Genomic DNA, 20,141 nt, shown 5'->3' on the forward strand with positions numbered 1-20,141 from the left:
ACGTTCAATATGTATATAATCGTTCTATTGCATGAAAGGTGTACTAATCGCTTTCAATTCTATCGGTAAAATACATAAAATGCAACCTTTAGGATTTTATTTTTTATATTTTCAGAATATTCATTTTTATAGGTAAATTCAGAAATACATTTCAACCTCTGGGTGCTTACATTATCGAGGATAGTTACGTATGAAATTTTCAAAAAGGATCCCGTTTACAAAATCAGTGGAATAAAGCCTATCAAGTTCATTGATTAAATTTTGATAATCCCTATAAGAAGTCAAGTTATCAACCATCTCGTCTATGCCATCGAAATCCGATCCAAAGCCAATTTGCTTATCTCCACCTAAACTGCAAATATGCTCAATATGGTTAATGATATCTTTTATCGAAGTGGTTGCACCTTTGGATAAAAATTGCGGGACAAAAGTCACCCCAATAGTCCCATTCTTTTGTAGGAGAGCTTTTATTTGGCTGTCCTTAAGATTTCTTGGATGTGGGCATAAATGATAAGCGTTTGAATGTGAAGCTATTGGAAATGTGGCAATTTCCAGCGTGTCCCAAAAACCGGATTCCGACAAATGCGAAAGATCACACCACACCGCTTGTTCATTCAATAATGCCACAACACCATTTCCAAATCGGGTCAATCCCGCTCCCCTTTTCTCCAATGCACCGTCAGCTACTAGATTGGCATAATTCCATGTTAATCCTACTGAAGTAACTCCAAGTTGAAGAAGGATTTTCATCTTTAATAAATCATCGCCAATGCAATCACAGCCTTCTAATGTCAGCAAAGCTCCAATTTCTCCTTCTTTAAGGGTATCGATATCCTTACGAAACCGTATGAATTTCATTTCTGGTTCGCTCAAAATTTTCTTATGAAAAATATCTATCATCGCTAAAGCAGCCTGAAACCTCATATCGGTATGGACTTGTTCAGGAATGTAAATGGCAAAGCATTGAACCTTTCCACCTGTTTCGATCAGTTGACGTTTCGTTATATGTAACTTATCACTGTCCACAAAAGAAATCTCCGGTTCAATAAACAACTTCATTAAAACATCACAATGCGCATCGAATATCATTTATTCATTCCCCTTTCTACTCTTTATATTTCGTCATGGACAAAAAAATAACCTGCTTGTCATCAGACAAACAGGGCAACTACATATGAAATTATCTTGGTTCAACGATTAGCTTGATAGCTGTACGCTCTTCGCCATCAATAAGAATATCCGTAAAGGCAGGAATACAAATCAAGTCGACTCCACTAGGTGCGACAAATCCTCTTGCGATTGCTACTGCCTTAACGGCTTGATTTAACGCACCTGCACCGATTGCTTGAATTTCCGCGGTTCCTTTTTCTCTTAGAACCCCCGCCAGTGCGCCTGCTACAGAATTAGGATTAGATTTTGCTGAAACCTTTAATATTTCCATTCCTAGTCCTCCTTGTTTTCCCTGCCGATTATAGCTTGGCTCAATAGTTATAACACTTTCCACTGCTACTATATTCAGCTAGTAAAACTTGTATGACAAAGAAAACTAGGATTGTCCAACTACCATTTACAAAAAAGGATATATTATCGGTAAATGCCCTATCCCCCATTCCACTGACAGATCTGGGAAGTAGCCTTCGTAGTATGGAAGGCCCTAATCTCTTCTTTTATGGACTGAATTCATGTTAACTAACATGCAATTGCCAAAAATAAAAATGGACAATCAGCCTTGACTGTTGTCCATTCATATCAGTTATAAAAAGGGTTATCTTCGTTAATCAGAATTCGCTCAATTTTTAATGCTTTACCGGACTTACTATCAATATCTATCAATACACCACTTAATAGGGTACGGCCAGACTTTGGCACTTCAAATCGAACTGGTAGGCCTGTCAAGAACTTATGGATAACATTCTCCCTCCCCATACCTAGAATGCCGTCATATGGGCCTGTCATCCCTACGTCTGATACATAAGCTGTTCCTTGCGGTAAAACCCGGTTATCGGCTGTTTGGACATGTGTATGGGTTCCCACCACAGCTGTTACTTTTCCATCAAGATACCAGCCCATTGCCTGTTTTTCACTTGTCGCTTCACCATGAAAGTCGACAAAAATGATTGGTGTCCTTTTTCGTGCTTCCCGGACGAGCTCCTCTGCTTTTTGGAACGGACAATCCAATGCCGGCATGAATGTACGGGCCTGCAAATTGATGATGGCAACCACCTGCTGATTTACCTTTATAAACTTCAGTCCCTCGCCAGGTGAACCCTCGGGGAAATTAGCCGGACGGACGAGATACTTCGCTTCATCTATAAAAGAAAAAATTTCTCGATTATCCCACGTATGATTCCCCATCGTCACGGCTTGAGCTCCCCAATCTAGAAAACCGCGATAAATCTTTTCGGTAATCCCCCGACCTGCTGCCGCATTTTCCCCATTAATCACTGTAATATGAGGCTGATGTTTTGCCTTAAGTTTCGGGAGATATTCTTGGACCATATCACGACCAAGTGAACCCACTACATCTCCTATAAATAACAATTTCATACCAAAATCCTTTCCTAATACATTTCACATGATTCGTTTAACTCAGGGACCCCAGTGAAGCCCATAAAAATTTATACAAAAATGAAAACGAAGTGGTTTTCACCACTTCGTTTCCAAAGCCAAATCATTTGGCATATTCTACCGCTCTTGTTTCACGGATAACCGTTACTTTTATATGACCTGGGTAATCAAGTTCCTCTTCAATCCGTTTCCGGATATCACGAGCGAGTTTATGAGCCGATAGATCATCTATTTGTTCTGGCTTCACTAGAATCCGTACTTCACGTCCGGCTTGAATCGCGAAGGATTTTTCCACTCCATCATAGGATTCGGATATCTCTTCAAGTTTTTCAAGTCTTCTAATGTAATTTTCCAGTGTTTCACTTCTTGCACCTGGCCTTGCAGCTGATAACGCATCAGCAGCCGCTACAAGCACCGAAATTATAGATGTTGGTTCTGTATCGCCATGATGTGAAGCGATGCTATTGATGACAGTTGGATGCTCTTTATACTTAGTTGCTAACTCAACACCGATTTCAACGTGACTGCCTTCAACTTCGTGATCGATTGCCTTCCCAATATCATGTAACAAACCGGCACGGCGGGCAAGTACTTCATCCTCACCAAGCTCAGCAGCCAGTAATCCTGAAAGTTGGGCCACTTCAATAGAATGCTTCAGTACGTTTTGACCATAACTTGTACGGAATTTCAAACGACCAAGGATTTTGATAAGATCTGGATGAAGCCCGTGAACACCAACTTCGAATGTTGTTTGTTCACCGATTTCACGGATATGTTCATCTACCTCACGTCTTGCCTTATCAACCATTTCTTCAATACGAGCCGGATGAATCCGTCCGTCCTGAACAAGTTTTTCAAGTGCCAAGCGTGCCGTTTCGCGTCTAATTGGATCAAATCCAGATAAAATGACTGCTTCAGGAGTATCATCAATGATAAGGTCAATACCAGTCAACGTTTCAAGTGTTCGGATATTTCGGCCTTCACGTCCGATTATTCGTCCCTTCATTTCATCATTTGGAAGATTCACTACAGAAACGGTGGTTTCTGCAACGTGATCAGCCGCACAACGCTGAATGGCTAGAGATAGAACTTCTTTCGCCTTTTTATCAGCTTCTTCTTTGGCGCGGGTATCACTTTCTTTAATCATAAGTGCTACATCATGAGCAAGCTCATTTTCTGTCCGATCTATTATGATCGATTTAGCTTCTTCACGAGTCAAACCAGAGACACGTTCAAGCTCCGTTTGCTGCTTACGTACCGTCTCGTCCACTTTGCTTTCCATCTCTTCAATATGCTGTTGTCTTTGGTTAAGAGACTCCTCTTTTTTCTCTAAAAGGCTTTCACGTTTATCCAACGTTTCATCCTTCCGATCAAGATTCTCTTCTCTTTGCAATAATCGATTTTCTTGTTTTTGTAATTCGTTCCTTCTTTCACGGGATTCCCGATCAGATTCGGAACGAACCTTATGAATTTCATCTTTTGCTTCCAACAAGGCTTCTTTTTTAAGCGCTTCCGCTTCACGTTTTGCATCCTCAAGGATATGTTCAGCAGAGCCCTTTGCCCCTGCTATTTTACTCTCAAATTTTGATTTGTGAATAAAATAACCAACAACTGCACCGACGATTAGGCCAAGCAAAGTGAAGATGATTGTCATGGGTTCCATCGTTTCACCTCCCCTTGCTATGAACTTTTACATAAAATGTTGAACTGTCGGCAAGTACATTGCACATAAATTCAATATACAGCTCTTAATTTTCAAAATTTTAGTTTGAAAAATTGTAAAATATACATATTAATTGTATAGTTGAGAATTTTTATTGTCAAGCCTTTGTCCCTTATGTATCAAGGTTTATTCAAGTTTAATTACTAGGCACAACTAATATGTATCAGTTTAACATATTAGAGGACTCTAAAACCGCTTAAATTTTTGCAATTTTTTCATTTTAATGATCTTGAGGAATATAGAAAAGGCCTAAGCATAATAAGCTTAGGTCCTTTCCCACCATCAATCAAGCAGTTCAAGATGCTCCTCTTTATCCTCTTCTGGAAGCTCAAACTCTCCATCCAGATTATAATGATCTCTAATTTTCTGTGAGATTTCTTGAGCGATATCTTTATTTTCTTTTAAGAACAATTTCGCGTTTTCCCTACCTTGTCCGACACGCTCATCATTGTATGAGTACCACGAACCACTTTTCAGGACGATATCCAGGTCTGCGCCCATATCAATGATCTCGCCTTCCTGTGAAATCCCCTGACCATACATAATATCGACTTCCGCTTGACGGAAGGGAGGAGCTACTTTATTTTTAACGACTTTAATTTTTGTTTTGTTCCCTACGACTTCATTGCCTTGTTTTAATTGTTCTGCACGACGCACTTCAAGACGAACGGTTGAATAGAACTTCAATGCGCGACCACCTGGAGTCGTCTCCGGATTCCCAAACATGATCCCAATCTTTTCACGAATCTGGTTAATGAAGATTGCAATAGTATTGGATTTATTAATAGCACCAGAGAGTTTTCTAAGGGCCTGTGACATCATACGGGCTTGAAGACCCATATGGGAATCTCCCATTTCTCCTTCGATTTCCGCTTTAGGAACAAGCGCTGCCACCGAGTCGATAACAATAATATCAACCGCACCACTTCGCACTAACGCCTCCGCAATTTCCAGAGCTTGTTCACCCGTATCAGGCTGCGAAAGAAGCAATTCATCAATATTCACACCAAGTTTTTCTGAATATGCTGGATCTAGGGCATGTTCAGCATCAATAAATGCTGCCGTCCCACCAGTTTTTTGCACTTCTGCTATTGCATGCAATGCAACAGTTGTTTTACCTGAACTTTCCGGTCCATATATCTCAATGACCCGGCCTCTTGGAAAGCCACCTACTCCTAACGCAACATCCAATGCTAAAGATCCGCTCGAGATCGTAGAGATTCTTCGATCAGACTGTTCTCCTAGTTTCATGACAGAACCTTTACCAAATTGTTTTTCAATTTGTTTTAACGCCATATCTAAAGCCGCTTGACGATCACTACTCACTTAATTTCCTCCTCTATATTCAAATAATCGGCAGTCCGATTACAGATGTTCTTACGTTAGCCATTGTTTGAGGACAAGATCAATATCTTGTCCCAAAACCTATCTTTACTATATACTCTTTTTACTATTTTGCCAAGCAAAAAGTCGAACATTCATTCGTTTTTTTCTTTTGGTTATATCTTCTTGAAAAAGTATTTTGTCTAAGTTAATTTTACCTTTTCTTCTGGAAATCTCCTAATAAAACACCTTTTTATCGAATAAACTGTTTTCTTTTTTTTCCTTAATTCTAAAAAAACAAACTCTTAAACATAAAAAAGCAGAGCCTTTTAGGGAGCTCTGCTTTTTATGTTTATAATTCCCGCAATAAATAATGACAGCCATATTTTACACTTCGAACGCGGTTTTGCTCCCTGCTTCCAGATAAATTCAACTCTTTGAAGCGGGTGTCCCCATTTCTAAAGGAAATGCCTATGAATACCGTACCGACAGGCTTACCTTCTTGTTCATCGGGCCCTGCAACGCCAGTAAAGCTAATGCCTATATCCGCATCAAACTTTTTCCAGGCATTAGAGGCCATTTCCATAGCACACTCGCCACTGACGACACCATGAACGGAAATAGTCTCTTCGCTTACGCCTAGGACATTCGCCTTTGCATCATTTGTATAGCTGACAATACCGCCTTTGAACACTTTCCCTGCCCCTGGTATCGTCGTCAACTGCTCTTGGAACATGCCGCCGGTTAGACTTTCCGCTGCTGCTATTGACAGCTTACGTACCGTTAATTCTTTAACCAGTTCTTTTATGAGCGAAGTATTATCACTTCCATAATAATACTGTCCTACCCGGCTAAGAATTTTTTTCTCCGCTGCTGTAATAAGTTCTTCACATTTTTCTTTAGACGATTCTTTAGCTGTAATCCTTAAAGTCACTTCCCCTTCCGCTGCAAGGGGGGCAATTGTTGGATTCGTTTGGTTTACAAGAAGATCTTCAATCACCGTCTCAAGCTCCGCTTCTCCTATTCCGTAGAAACGAAGTACCTTGGAATCAATTCGTTCATGCTTTTCTAGTCTTTTCATGATTGCTTCGTATCCGTGGTTCAGGAACATTGGTTCCATTTCGCTTGGTGGACCCGGAAGGAGCATATATGTAATTCCCGATTTAGACAAGACCATTCCCGGAGCCATGCCATGATCGTTCGCTAAAACCTCGCACCCCTCCAAGACGAGGGCCTGCTTTTTATTATTTTCCGTCATTGGACGACCACGTTTTTTAAAATACGCTTCTATGGATTGTAGTGCATCTTCATCAAAGACGAGGTTTTTCCCAATATGGCGAGAAATCGTCTCCTTCGTTAAATCATCCTTAGTTGGACCCAGACCACCAGTAAAAACAATTAAGTTAGCCCGTGATTCGGCAATTTCTATGGCTTGTTGCAGACGACGATCATTGTCACCAACAACAGTATGATAAAAAACATTGACACCCATTTCAGCAAACTGTTGCGATAAAAATCTTCCGTTTGTATTGTTGATTTGCCCTAAAAGAAGTTCAGAGCCTACTGCAATGATTTCTGCATCCATATCAACGACCCCTTCATTACTTAGAATTAATAAAAGCCTGCTTGTTTTTGACGAAATAATCGACACCGGACCATATTGTAAAGATTAACGCTATCCATAAGGTAATATTGGCAAATGGAAGCGAAATGAAAGCAAATGGCAGGTTATGAAGCAATAAGGCTGATATTGAGACTATTTGCGCCCACGTTTTAATTTTACCTAGTTGGTTGGCCGCGACCACTTCTCCAGTACCGGCTAACACCAGGCGTAAACCAGTAACGGCAAATTCCCGGCTAATAATGACGATGGCAATCCAAGACTGTCCATACATCAAATTCAAATCAACCAAAACAATTAACGCGGCCGAAACTAGTAGCTTATCGGCCAATGGATCTAAAAATTTCCCTAAATCGGTAACCAAATTATATTTTCTTGCAAAGTGACCATCGATCCAATCCGTAGTAGAAGCTATGATGAAAAGTATAGCACCTGCTAAATGTGCCACCGGCAATGTGTACTCTCCCCAAGTAAGCGTTCCCCATGAAAATGGTACGAGCATGATGATTAAAAAAACTGGAATTAGACAGATTCTTGCTACTGTAATCTTATTAGGCAGATTCAAACTTTTAACCTCCAAAATGTACGCCTGCTTTTCGGCAATGCGCTTCCATCATTGTTAAGTGGCCTTTGGCCAAGTTATCCCTATGTATAATTTTACCTCAAAATCAATTGATGTATGCCGGGTTTACTATTCCTTTTCTAAATGAAAGAGAAAAATAGTCATCTAAGAGATGACTATTCCGCTTTCGTAAATTGTATCGTAACCAATTGCGTAGTCATATCATTGGGTGAAATAGTATACTTAAGCTTTTCGCCATTCACAAATATTTCCGTTTCATTTGCTCTACCAACATTGATGACAGCTTCTTTTTCATCAGTAAAATCCATTTCCTGACTATCCTTTTCCTTGATTGCACCTTGGAAAAATAATTTACCTTCACCATTCGTAATGCCGACCCATGGTGAACCTGTAGAAGTAACTTTCAATTTAAAGGTATCGGTACCTTTCAACTCATACGTACTATTTTTACCGCTAGAACTAACAACGGATAATTCCTGCTCAGTCTCTTCTTCTTTTTCTTCTACAACTTTGTCTTTGTCATCTTTTTTGTCAGATGTATCTGCTTTTTCTTCATCCTGCTTTTTATCTACTTTATCTTTTTTTTCGTTAAACTCATTGCTTTCATTGTATCCAACCGATTCACTAGGTTTATCGTTCTTTTTATCATTGCCATCGGAATTGCTCATACTATTGGAAACCAGTATCCAAATCAATACAGCGACACCAATTACTACAATAGCTCCTAATATTTTCGGCAACATTTCTACAAATTTTGAATCTTTAGCTGGAATGGTCTTACGCGTCTTTACCCTTGAAAGCTGTTCAGGTAGTTCCTCGCTATAGACAGAAGGCACTTCACTCTTAAACTCTTCGAAGATATCTTCAGGTTCCAGACCTACTGCTTCACAATATTGCTTAATGAACGCCCGCACATAAAATTTCCCGGGCATCATGCTGTAATTTCCTTCTTCAATCCCTACGAGATACCTTTTTTGTATCTTCGTCAGTTCTTGTAAATCATCTAAGGTAAACCCTTTGGCTTCCCTTGCTTCCTTTAATCGATTACCTAACTCAGTCAAATAAAACACCTACCATTTTAAAAGTCAAAGGATCCAAATTCCGACCCTGAAAACTGATCTTTTTGGTCCACAACTTCATATGTAATTTCTTCTTCCGGATTGTTTCTTAATTCAATAATATAATCAAAGTCTTCGAGAGTATACTCGGTATTCTGAACAAAAACATCTGGATGTTCAATGACTTTGACAGCGTCTAGCCTCATTATTTCACGGATAAGCTGCCAATGTTTCTCATTGGCTCGACGGGTCGAGACAATACCGTCTAAAATAAACAAATTATCATTGTTATACTCATCCTCGATAAGTTGACTGCGAATCGTCTGCTTTAAAAGGGTTGATGACACAAACAACCATCTCTTATTTGCACAGACACTCGAAGCAACAATTGATTCAGTCTTTCCGACTCGAGGCATTCCGCGAATACCAATTAACTTATGACCATCTTGTTTAAATAGTTCGGCCATGAAGTCCACAAGTAATCCCAATTCATCACGAACAAATCTGAAAGTGTTTTTTTCATCAGCGTCACGTTGTATATAACGGCCGTGCCTTACAGCAAGCCGATCGCGTAATTTAGGCTCTCTAAGTTTAATGACCTTTATCGTATCCATCGTGTGGAGAATTGACTCGAATCTCTCTATATTGCGGCTGTCATTTGCCTGTAAAAGCAAACCTCGCCTACCTTGGTCAACACCGTTAATAGTGATGATATTAATGGAGAGCATACCGAGTAAGGATGATATGTCCCCTAATAAACCTGGACGGTTAACTTGAATTTCATATTCGAAATACCATTCTTTTTTCTCCACGATAACACTCCTTAAGCCTAGAAGCTTTTATCCAACAATCGAGTATTACTTATCCGTCATACTATTTCATATTCTTTGCTTTTTAAATGATTATTGTCTAGCTTCTATAATATAGTATTTCTTGATAAGTTAAAAGGAAAAACCCCATAAAATTCATCATTTTTCTATATGGAGAGAGGAAAATTTCATATCACAAATGCAAAGGGCCCTGTTACCTAGGTAACAGGGCCCTTTGTCTTTAGATATTACTTTGTTTCATTGTTCTCGACTAACTTGACCATCACACTTGCCATTGCCTGTTTTTCCTGATCGCTCGCAACAGACCATAGATCTGCAAGCACTTTCTCTTGGTCGTTTTGGGGCTCAACTTGCTTAGCTAGATAATCACCGATTTCGAAAGCCAAGCTATTGACAGTCTCATCGTTTAAGCCTTGTTTTTCACCCTCGTTTAGTCGATCTCCCAAGAAATTTTTCCATTGATCCCAATTGTCTAATACTGACATGAGTGGTCACCCTTTCCTTCAAAATCGTACACGTCTATTTTGTGAAGGAAACGAAAAAATTATACAACTTAAAAAAATTTATCATCAGGTGTACCATCCGCCGTTTACACCCAGGATCTGCCCAGTTATATAGGATGCCTTGTCAGATAGTAAATAGGAAACAGCTTCAGCCACTTCCTTTGAACTGCCCATCCTTCCCATTGGAATATCTCCTTTAATAATTTCCAAATCTTCAGCGCTAAAAGACTCCAGCATGGAAGTTGAAATTGCACCCGGGGCAACGGCGTTTACCCGGATCCCATTTAGTGAAACCTCTTTGCTCAGTGCCTTGATAAAGGCATTTTGACTTCCCTTAACCATTGAATACAGCACTTCACATGAAGCCCCCGTCTGACCCCAGATGGAGGTAACTGCGACAATTGCCGCCCGGTCTTGATACATAAGCTTCGGCAGCAACTCCTTTGTCAATTGAAAAGGGCTGGTCACATGCAACTGAACCATTTCATTGACAATTTGCTCATTCATATCGGATATGAGTCCATAATAGCTGTTACCACTATTTAGGACAATCGCATGAAGCGCAAAAATATTTTCCGCCAACTTTTTGTATCCATCTCCTGTTGCTAAATCTGCTTGAATTGGGATAAGTTCGACCTGAAACGGACGAAGTTGTTCTATTAACTCTTGAATTGCTTCCTCGTTGCTATTGTAATGTAAATAAAGTGAATAATTCTCCTCGGCCAGCTTTAAAGCAATTTCCCTGCCGATTCCTCCACTAGCTCCCGTAATAAGGGCAAAACGCTTCTCCACTTCCAATGCCCCCCTCTTTTTTTTATTTAGGAAGTACCTCACAAACAGTCGTCCTCTCCTCAGAGACGAGATCGTACGCGATTTGTTCAATATCTCCCATTGTTAGTTTCTCTAATACTGGTACCACATCAAATAAGTTCATCTCATTGAAAGCATAGCGCGTAAATTGATTTGCGATATATTCGGGTGAATTCAGTGAGCGTAAGAAGGAACCAATTTTTTTCTTAATTGTCCTTTGCAGACTTTCTTCACTTAACCCCGTACCTTTTTTAGAATTTTCAAGGATGTCGAGCAAAGACTTCGTTAATTTTTCAGGATTTGCCGTGTCTCCGCCAAGTAAAGCAAAGCCAAATCCCTGTTCCTGAGTATAATCATAGGAGAAAGTTTGATCAATCAAGCCCTCCTCGTATAATCGTTCATGAAGGGATGAACTTTTACCGAACAGCATTTCCAGATATATGTTCGTCGCCAACTCTCGTTTCAATAATTGTTCGCCAGTTTGATGAACATCGGTAGCCTTGATTCCAATCATTACTTTGGGTGTTTGAACATTCATTTTCAAAATGTCCTTATCCTTAGCCACTGTATCCGGTTCCTTTTCGAATTTCCGTTCGACTTCCGGCTGTTCCTGATAGTCTTTACCAGCCTGGTTTTCACGGATCAAGTTCATCGTATTCTCTACATCGACCGGCCCCACAACGAATAATAACATGTTGCTCGGATGATAAAACGTATTGTAACAATCATAAAGCATGTCTTTCGTAATATCAGCGATAGATGCAACAGTGCCTGCAATGTCTATTTTCACAGGATGTTGATGGTACATGTTCGCAATTGCACCGAAATATAAGCGCCAATCCGGATTATCATCATACATGTTAATTTCTTGTCCTATAATACCTTTTTCCTTCTCCACGGTCTTCTCGGAAAAATAAGGGTCTTGGACAAAGTCTATTAATGTCTTTAAATTCCTTTCGAATTCTGATGTACTCGAAAACAAGTAAGCGGTTCTTGTAAACGAAGTGAAGGCATTTGCTGAAGCGCCTTGCTTAGAGAATTGCTGAAACACATCGCCATCTTCTTTTTCAAATAGCTTATGCTCCAAGAAGTGGGCAATTCCATCCGGTACCCTAGTGAACTCTTCTTGATTTAATGGCTTGAAATGACTATCAACAGAACCGTATTTTGTCGTAAATGTGGCGAATGATTTGTTAAACTCTTTTTTGGGAAGAATATATACCTCTAATCCATTCTCCATTTTTTCATGATAAAGCTCTTCTTTTAGTTGAGTGAATTCAATTTTCTCCATTATTCCTGCACCTCCGTTCCAGATAGGAAGTAAATTGTATCAAGCTGAATTTTTTGACCCACTTTGATGATTTCTTCCTTTGTTGTCTGTTCCGTTTTCGCAAACCATTCATCGAGGGATATATTTTGCCCAGACAGGACATTGTGATATAGAATTTCGACTAATCCCCTAGACACATCAATGGTTTCAAGAAGCTGGTTCTTAATGACTGCTTTCGTTTGTTCCAATTCCTCTTCCGAAAAATTACCTTGTTTCATTTCCTTCATTTGTTCATGAATGATTTCTATCGCTTGTTTATAGTTTTCATTTTCGATGCCAGCCATCACCATTAGGAGGCCTTTATGACTTTCAAGTCTTGAAGCAGCGTAATAAGCCAAGCTTGCTTTCTCCCTGACATTGATGAAAAGTTTTGAGTGCGAAAAGCCTCCAAAAATCCCATTGAACAGCTGAAGAGCATAGTAGTCGGGATCACCATACGAAATATGCGTTCGATACCCCATATTTAACTTACCTTGTTTCACATCGGCATTCTCAATGATTTCTTGTTCCTTCACAACGTCTTTTCCTACAGTTCTTTGAAGTTGGGCTGGTACTCGCTCAGGGAGGGAGATATAACGCTCAGCCAATTCCTCGACTTCCGATTCATCGATATCTCCAATGACATACAGATCAATTTCATCCTCAGCCAACATTTTTTTATAATAAGTATAAAGTGATTTCGGAGTTATCGTCTCCAAGTCTTGTAAATTGCCACTTGCGTCTAGTGCATATGGCTCATCTTTGCACATTTCCTCAACAAGTCGAGTAGCAGAGTACCTCATCTTATCATCAAAGATTGACTGGATACGCTGCCTTAATGACCTAATTTCATTAGTGACAGTCTTGGCATCGAATTCCGCGCCATTTGTTTTGGGATGAAAGATGACTTCAGATAACAAGGCGAAAGCCTTTTCTAGAAGGGGCGTCGAATCACTTAGGAACTTTTCATTGACGATATCGATCGTAAAGCTTACGACTTGATATTCCCCTTTTTTAGCTACATCGACATAAAAGCCCGCTCCATATAAATCGTCTAAATAAGACCTGAGTTCGGGCGTAGTCGGATATTTACTTGTATTGCTTTGCAGTACATATGGCAATAAAGCACGGTATGTAACGGAATTCTTCTTCAAAGGTGCCTTCATTTTCAACACGAGAGTGTTTGTTTTATATTTATCCGTACGGACAATGTGCAGCTTATATCCGCTTTTTTCTGTAACTGTATCGGATGCAATAGACATGGATTAATCCTCCTCATTATGAAATTCAATCTTATTAAGTTATTGTTTGTAGATACGTTACCTTTTAAACATCTCCTTAAAATATACATGTGAAAGGAAAATTCATGCAAGTTGCAACTACTTTTTTTCCAAAACTACTTTAAACCTTTCTCACTGACAAAAAAAGGTCAGCAATGAAAACTGCTGACCGGTCAAACTTTTATCTATTTCCCTTGATGTACGGCTGACCCGATGCTTTAGGTGCATCTGCTCGACCAATGAATCCGGTTAAGGCAATGATGGTAAGCACATATGGTGCAATCAACAAATACACGGATGGAATATCTTTAAAGAATGGTAGGCTTGATCCTACAATACTCAAGCTTTGAGCCAATCCGAAAAACAGTGCGGCTCCCATTGCCCCAATTGGATGCCATTTACCAAAAATCATTGCGGCAATAGCCATGAATCCTTGACCATTAATGGTCGCATGGTTGAATTCATTGGAGAAGATGGTTGCATATATGGCCCCGCCAATTCCCCCAAAAGCACCTGAGAGAAGAACGCCTGCATAGCGAATTTTCGTTACGTTGACACCCATCGTATCAGCGGCCATAGGATGCTCCCCTACAGCACGGATTCGTAAACCGAATGGCGTTTTATAAAGGATATACCAAACGACAAACGCAATTAATATGGCTAGGTAGACAATATAATATCCATTCGAGAAAAAGATAGGTCCGATAAACGGTATATCACTTAATAACGGGACATCAATCCTCGGAAACGTTTCCGTAATCCGATCTGTTTGCCCTTTATCATAAATCAGCTTGACTAAAAACATCGTCAGCCCGACCGCTAATAAATTTATGGCGACTCCACTTACCGTTTGGTCAGCCCTGAAGGTGATCGACGCAACTGCATGGAGAATCGAGAATAACAAACCAGCCACCATAGCTGCTAAAACAGCTAGCCAAGGTGTCCAACCTCCAAACACATCGGCAAAAGTTAAATTAAATACAATCCCGGTAAAAGCACCAATGACCATTAGGCCTTCCAATCCAATATTAACGACGCCAGCCCGTTCAGAAAATACTCCGCCGAGTGCCGTGAATATAAGCGGAGCAGCTAAAGCAATCATAGATGGCACGATAATTTGTAGTATTTGATAAAAGTCCACTTATTTCACCCCTTTCTTAAACCGATTGACAATCCAACGAATAAAATAACTGGATGCTACGAAGAAAATGATCAATGCAATGACGATGTCAACAATTTCACTAGGTATGCCTGTTTCGAGCGGCATGTTCAAAGCCCCGGCCTTTAGCCCACCAAATAATAAGGCTGCAAGAACGACACCAATGGCTGTATTTGCTCCGAGTAACGCGACTGCGATTCCATCAAAGCCCATGCCTGTGAAACCGCCCTTGACGGCGGCATATCCAAACGTTCCCAATCCTTCCATAGCTCCAGCAAGTCCAGCAAACGCACCTGAAATGACCATGGAAAGAATGATATTCTTATTGACGCTCATCCCAGCATATTCGGATGCATGCTGATTAAATCCAACCGCTTTCAGCTCAAAACCCGTTTTGGTTTTTTCTAGGATGAACCACATGATGAATACACATATAATGGCCAGGACAATTCCCCAGTGCATCCGGGAATAATCGGTAATGCTTTCAAAGAATGGTGAACGAAGTGATGCAGAATCAGCAATTCTCTCTGTTTTATCCAGCTTGTCCGTCAATACGTTCCGGATTAAATAATTTGTCATATATAAGGCTGTATAATTTAGCATGATAGAAACGATTACTTCGTGTACGCGAAACTTCGCTTTTAAATAACCTGGGATGAATGCCCATAGAGCTCCTGCAACAGCCCCAGCCAAAATCGCTAAGGGCAAATGGATGATCCTAGGAAGTTCAAACGCAATACCAACCCAAACTGCAGCCAGCCAGCCTACGATTAATTGTCCTTCCACACCGATATTGAATAGACCGGTACGAAAAGCAAAAGCGACCGCTAAACCGGTCAGAATATAAGGAATGATCGTCCTGACCGATTCACCCACATAGTATGAATCACCTACAATGCCACCGATCATGGACCCATAACCGGCAACAGGATCGTATCCACTGGCAAGCATGATGATAGCCCCTACAATTAAACCAAGGATGACCGCTATCACAGGGTTTAGTAATTTAGATAAGTATTTAGATATATATTCCTTAATCTTGTCCTTCGTCATGTTGTTTTTACACCTGCTTCCGTCCGTTTACTACCCGCCATTAGAAGACCTAGTTCCTGTTCTGTCGTTTCTTTAGGACTGACAATGGCAACGATTTCTCCCTCGTATATAACGGCAATTTTATCACTCACATTCATGATCTCATCCAATTCGAATGATATGAGAAGTACCGCTTTGCCTGAATCTCGCTGTTCTATAAGGCGTTTATGAATAAATTCAATCGCTCCGACATCGAGGCCACGAGTTGGCTGAGCGGCAATCAATAAATCTGGATTTCTATCAACCTCCCTACCAATGATTGCTTTTTGCTGATTTCCTCCGGAAAGCGCCCTTGCAGGGGTATACTCACTTGGGGTACGAACATCATAGGACTTAATCAAAGAACGGGCTTTCTCGAATATTTTCTTTGAATTCAAGATACCACCTTTGGATAAAGGTTGTTGATAGTACGTTTGCAGGACAATGTTTTCTCCAATGCTATAATCAAGGACCAGTCCATGTTTATGCCGGTCTTCCGGGATATGGCCAACTCCTGATTCGGTAATCTTGCGTGGCTTAAGGTTCCGAATTTCCTTGCCGTTCAATTGAATGCTACCTGCTGTCGCTTTCCTTAAACCGGCCAATGCCTCAATTAGTTCGGATTGTCCGTTTCCATCTACACCAGCGATACCGACAATTTCTCCCGCTCGCACGGTTAAATCCAGGTTCTTGACGGCTGAAACTCCCCTGGCATCCTTAACTTCAAGTCCTTTTACATCTAGAACGATATCAGTAGGGACCCCCTCCGTTTTTTCCGTTTTAAAAAGGACTTCCCGACCAACCATTAAACTAGCTAGTTCATTAGGGTTTGTTTCACTGACCGTAACTGTCCCAATTCCCTGACCTTTTCGGATGACCGTGACCCGATCACAAACTTCCATGATTTCTTTAAGTTTGTGGGTAATTAAAATGATCGACTTTCCTTCTTTAACAAGGGCCTTCATGATGGTTATGAGCTCTTTAATCTCTTGAGGCGTCAACACGGCAGTCGGTTCATCGAATATTAGAATTTCTGCTCCACGATATAGTGTCTTTAATATTTCGACACGTTGTTGCATACCTATCGAAATATCGGCAATTTTCGCATGAGGGTCAACCCGAAGCTGATATTGCTCCGATAGTTTCCTAACTTCCTCACTCGCTTCTTTTAAATCGATTTTCCCAGCCTTGGAAGGCTCTTTTCCCAAAATGATATTTTCAGTGACAGTAAAGGGATCTACAAGCATGAAATGTTGATGAACCATCCCAATTCCTAAATCGTTTGCAATATTCGGACTAGTAATCTTATGAGGTTCTCCATTCACCCTGATTTCCCCTTGTTCTGGCTGGTAAAGACCAAACAAAACGTTCATCAATGTTGATTTCCCGGCACCATTTTCACCTAATAATGCATGGATTTCCCCTTTTTTCACTTGTAGGGTTACATTATCATTTGCGACAATTCCAGGAAACTCCTTTCGGATATTCAGCATCTCAATTACATATTCCACGTATAATCAACCCCTAAAATGAGTGTATATGATACTTAACTAGAAGATTGGTTCATCCCTTTTACTTGACCTACTTAGAAAAAACCAAATGAGAAACTATGATTTTTTCATAATCTTTCATTCGATTTTTTTATCAGTCAGCCTTTTTTGGGGGAAAAGAAGGAATGGAAAGATTTTTTCCCACTCCCTCTCAATCTTAGAGATTATAATTCTTCTTTGAATTTTTTGAACTCTTCATCTGTGCCTGGAACCACTAGGTCACCTGACTTGATTTTTGCAGTCCATTCTTCAACTGCTTTTAAAGATTCTTCAGTTACGTTATCTTTTGAGTCAGAAATACCTACACCATTCTCTTCAATACCATATTCAATGACTTTTCCGCCAGGGAATTTTCCTTCCTTAGCTTTTGTGGAAAGGTCTTTAACAGCGATATCAACACGTTTGATCATGGATGTTAATGTGATATTTTCGTCCGTTCCTGGAACGTTGCCCAACTTAACTTGATCACTATCTACACCAATTACATAAATTTCTCTCTTAGGATCTTTTTGCTTTTGTTCCACGGCTTCAGTGAATACACCTTTACCTGTACCGCCAGCAGCATGATAAATGATATCAGCGCCTGAAGCATACATAGATCCTGCAGTAGATTTACCAATATCAGCCTTATTGAAATCCCCAGCATACTTGGCTTCCACTTTTGCTTTCGGATTTACTGCCAATACACCAGCTTTAAAGCCTATTTCGAATTTTTTGATTAATTCAGATTCAACTCCGCCGATAAAACCTACTTTGTTTGTTTTCGTTTGAAGTCCAGCAATTACCCCAACTAGGAAGGAACCTTGCTGCTCTTTGAAATTAATGCTCGCTACATTCGGTTTATTTACAATCGTGTCAACGATAGCAAATTGTGAATCTGGACGTTGGTCAGCTACTTCCTCAACGGACTCAGCCAAAAGGAAACCAATCGCATAGATAAGACTGTAATCTTCACGGACAAGCGTGTTCAAGTTCTTTGCATAGTCAGCATCCGATTTTGATTGAAGGTAATTATAGCCGTCCTTACCTTTTTCCAAACTATTTTCTTTTCCGAACTCCTGAAGTCCTACCCAAGCGGATTGGTTGAATGATTCATCATCAACCCCACCAGTATCGGTAACCATTGCTACTGTAAAATTATCTTTCTTTTCTTTTCCAGTAGAAGATTCTTTATTATCATCCTCTGAATTACCACAAGCCCCCAATAATGTACCAGCAGCAAGAACAAGCGAAAGAGCTAGACCCAATTTACGCTTTTTCATTTTTTTTCCTCCTAAGATAGATGGTTCAGCAGAAATGTTCTGAAAAGTCATTCATGTTTACGTTTTCAATAATCGGTAAAAAATTACGATTTAACGATTCCTCAAAATTGGAACAATCGCTTGCATTCATCCGTATGTAAGGAAGAAGGCCTAAACACGTTTCCGAAGGACATGAAAACTAAACATATTGGCTTTAAAGTAGTTAACAGAATACAAGATAGGCTGGTCCCAGTCATCGAGATGCATCTGCTTTAGAACGAGTAGCGCAGCTTCAGGCGTGCATTTAAGGATAGGAGAAACCTTATCATGGTATCCGATTGGCTCAATTTCAGCTACGGCATGTGTAATTTTCCTATCGGCATCCTTTTCCAATATATCAAAAAGGGACTCATCTTTACGGTCGAAATTAACCGAGAGAATCGATTCAGGAATTTTGTCCACGCAGTAAATGACAGGATCACCATTCGCTGTTCTTACCCGTTCAATGACTACGATACGTTCATCCGATGTACATGAAAACCTCGAAATATCCTCTTCTGTTGGTTCTTGTGTCGTCGAACTTAAGAAAATCGTCCCCGGCTTCATCCCTGCCTCCTCAATCATGTTCGTGACACTTTTTAGCTGCTCGATACCTGAAGTGAACCGCGGCTTAGGATTAACAAAGGTTCCGACTCCATGGCGGCGAATAATGATGTTTTCTTCTTCTAAAATTCGCAGTGCTTCACGAAGCGTAGCTCTACTCACTCCTAGCTTTTTTGCAAGGATGAATTCGGAAGGGAATTTTTCATTCTCCTTATACACTCCAGACTCAATATCTTGCTTCAGGTAATCAATAACCTGCAAATATAAATGTCGACTATCTGATTTAATAGACATACAGTCTCCCCCAGCTTGTTTCTTAAGACATCAGACATCTGATGTTGAATCATTCCTACTAATCGAAAATAATATAACATTTTTTCAATTATAAATATATAGTGTTTTTCTAATTAACTGAAAATAATTTAGGATAATATACCCCCGAAATTCTTTTCACATAGTAAAAACGTTGCAAATCTTGCGATTATTCGACTTAATCAAATAAATTTTCATCTGCAAAATTCTTATCGGGAAAATGATCTAGCTTTCTTTCCAAGAATCTGTTTTCATGTATAATAGACATTATCTTCTTTGAAGGGATGATTGAATTATGTTAAACATTACAGAATATACAGTTGAAAAATTGACCGACCCATTCGGAATCTTATCCGGAGACCGCTTTGAATATTTTTTAGATATTGAAGTACCGGAAGAGGACGAACTCTTTACAGAGAACGGTTTATATATCCGTGTTTTATTTGTATCTGAAGAACAAAATGGCAGACTAGTTAAGTATGATATTTTAGAAAAAGGCAGTGACCAGCTGTTGGACTTTGAGTTAGAGGATGAAGAAGTAGCTATGATTACTGCCTTCTGCCTAGAACATTTAGATGAAGCGACAGTCAATTAAAA

General features: G+C 40.0%; 19 protein-coding genes. 1 reads left to right on the top strand and 18 read right to left on the bottom strand.

The window, feature by feature from the left end:
• Positions 1 to 171 precede the first annotated feature (171 nt).
• The 18 genes from ACQKL5_RS04325 to ACQKL5_RS04410 form a co-directional block, all read right to left on the bottom strand.
• Entirely contained in the window at positions 172 to 1,089 is a 918-nt protein-coding gene (locus ACQKL5_RS04325) for a dipeptidase (RefSeq protein WP_427606792.1), read from the bottom strand.
• 91 nt (positions 1,090 to 1,180) lie between these two features.
• Positions 1,181 to 1,441 carry a stage V sporulation protein SpoVS gene (gene spoVS, locus ACQKL5_RS04330; RefSeq protein ID WP_427606793.1) on the bottom strand — a complete coding sequence of 87 codons (261 nt, stop codon included), beginning with the start codon at positions 1,439 to 1,441 and terminating at the stop codon, positions 1,181 to 1,183.
• 308 nt (positions 1,442 to 1,749) lie between these two features.
• Positions 1,750 to 2,547, bottom strand: coding sequence for a TIGR00282 family metallophosphoesterase (locus ACQKL5_RS04335; protein ID WP_427606794.1), 798 nt, complete (start codon positions 2,545 to 2,547; stop codon positions 1,750 to 1,752).
• A 124-nt stretch (positions 2,548 to 2,671) separates the two neighbouring features.
• A complete protein-coding gene (gene rny, locus ACQKL5_RS04340) occupies positions 2,672 to 4,231 on the bottom strand; it encodes a ribonuclease Y (protein WP_402969938.1) in 1,560 nt (519 codons plus the stop codon).
• A gap of 342 nt (positions 4,232 to 4,573) precedes the next feature.
• The gene (recA, locus tag ACQKL5_RS04345) at positions 4,574 to 5,617 is read right to left on the bottom strand and encodes a recombinase RecA (RefSeq protein WP_427606795.1); all 1,044 of its coding nucleotides are present in this window, start codon (positions 5,615 to 5,617) and stop codon (positions 4,574 to 4,576) included.
• Positions 5,618 to 5,966: 349 nt separating this feature from the next.
• Positions 5,967 to 7,199, bottom strand: a complete 1,233-nt coding sequence (locus tag ACQKL5_RS04350; protein WP_427606796.1) for a competence/damage-inducible protein A — start codon at positions 7,197 to 7,199, stop codon at positions 5,967 to 5,969.
• Between the two features lie 16 nt (positions 7,200 to 7,215).
• Complete coding sequence (gene pgsA / locus ACQKL5_RS04355; RefSeq protein WP_427606797.1) at positions 7,216 to 7,800, bottom strand: CDP-diacylglycerol--glycerol-3-phosphate 3-phosphatidyltransferase; 585 nt, start codon at positions 7,798 to 7,800, stop codon at positions 7,216 to 7,218.
• Positions 7,801 to 7,973: 173 nt separating this feature from the next.
• Complete coding sequence (locus tag ACQKL5_RS04360) at positions 7,974 to 8,888, bottom strand: RodZ domain-containing protein (RefSeq protein WP_427606798.1); 915 nt, start codon at positions 8,886 to 8,888, stop codon at positions 7,974 to 7,976.
• Between the two features lie 8 nt (positions 8,889 to 8,896).
• Positions 8,897 to 9,688 (bottom strand): DUF3388 domain-containing protein, encoded by a 792-nt coding sequence (locus ACQKL5_RS04365; protein WP_427606799.1) that lies wholly within the window; start codon positions 9,686 to 9,688, stop codon positions 8,897 to 8,899.
• 245 nt (positions 9,689 to 9,933) lie between these two features.
• The gene (locus ACQKL5_RS04370) at positions 9,934 to 10,191 is read right to left on the bottom strand and encodes a DUF3243 domain-containing protein (RefSeq protein ID WP_427606800.1); all 258 of its coding nucleotides are present in this window, start codon (positions 10,189 to 10,191) and stop codon (positions 9,934 to 9,936) included.
• An 84-nt stretch (positions 10,192 to 10,275) separates the two neighbouring features.
• Entirely contained in the window at positions 10,276 to 11,001 is a 726-nt protein-coding gene (gene ymfI, locus ACQKL5_RS04375) for an elongation factor P 5-aminopentanone reductase (RefSeq protein WP_427606801.1), read from the bottom strand.
• A gap of 22 nt (positions 11,002 to 11,023) precedes the next feature.
• Entirely contained in the window at positions 11,024 to 12,310 is a 1,287-nt protein-coding gene (yfmH, locus tag ACQKL5_RS04380) for an EF-P 5-aminopentanol modification-associated protein YfmH (RefSeq protein WP_427606802.1), read from the bottom strand.
• Positions 12,310 to 13,590 carry an EF-P 5-aminopentanol modification-associated protein YfmF gene (gene yfmF / locus ACQKL5_RS04385; RefSeq protein WP_427606803.1) on the bottom strand — a complete coding sequence of 427 codons (1,281 nt, stop codon included), beginning with the start codon at positions 13,588 to 13,590 and terminating at the stop codon, positions 12,310 to 12,312. Before yfmF ends, yfmH begins: the two co-directional genes overlap by 1 nt.
• Positions 13,591 to 13,789: 199 nt before the next feature.
• Entirely contained in the window at positions 13,790 to 14,710 is a 921-nt protein-coding gene (locus tag ACQKL5_RS04390) for an ABC transporter permease (protein WP_427606986.1), read from the bottom strand.
• Positions 14,711 to 14,749: 39 nt separating this feature from the next.
• Positions 14,750 to 15,793 carry an ABC transporter permease gene (locus ACQKL5_RS04395; protein ID WP_427606987.1) on the bottom strand — a complete coding sequence of 348 codons (1,044 nt, stop codon included), beginning with the start codon at positions 15,791 to 15,793 and terminating at the stop codon, positions 14,750 to 14,752.
• A gap of 23 nt (positions 15,794 to 15,816) precedes the next feature.
• Entirely contained in the window at positions 15,817 to 17,349 is a 1,533-nt protein-coding gene (locus tag ACQKL5_RS04400) for an ABC transporter ATP-binding protein (protein ID WP_427606804.1), read from the bottom strand.
• A 203-nt stretch (positions 17,350 to 17,552) separates the two neighbouring features.
• Positions 17,553 to 18,650, bottom strand: a complete 1,098-nt coding sequence (locus ACQKL5_RS04405; protein WP_427606805.1) for a BMP family lipoprotein — start codon at positions 18,648 to 18,650, stop codon at positions 17,553 to 17,555.
• Between the two features lie 150 nt (positions 18,651 to 18,800).
• Positions 18,801 to 19,526, bottom strand: coding sequence for a GntR family transcriptional regulator (locus tag ACQKL5_RS04410; protein WP_427606806.1), 726 nt, complete (start codon positions 19,524 to 19,526; stop codon positions 18,801 to 18,803).
• Between the two features lie 313 nt (positions 19,527 to 19,839).
• Between ACQKL5_RS04410 and ACQKL5_RS04415 the strand changes: the two genes are divergently transcribed.
• Positions 19,840 to 20,139, top strand: a complete 300-nt coding sequence (locus tag ACQKL5_RS04415; protein WP_402969982.1) for a DUF6509 family protein — start codon at positions 19,840 to 19,842, stop codon at positions 20,137 to 20,139.
• Positions 20,140 to 20,141: the final 2 nt, after the last annotated feature.

This window comes from Peribacillus sp. NPDC097675, from assembly GCF_050277655.1.
Classification (GTDB): domain Bacteria; phylum Bacillota; class Bacilli; order Bacillales; family DSM-1321; genus Peribacillus.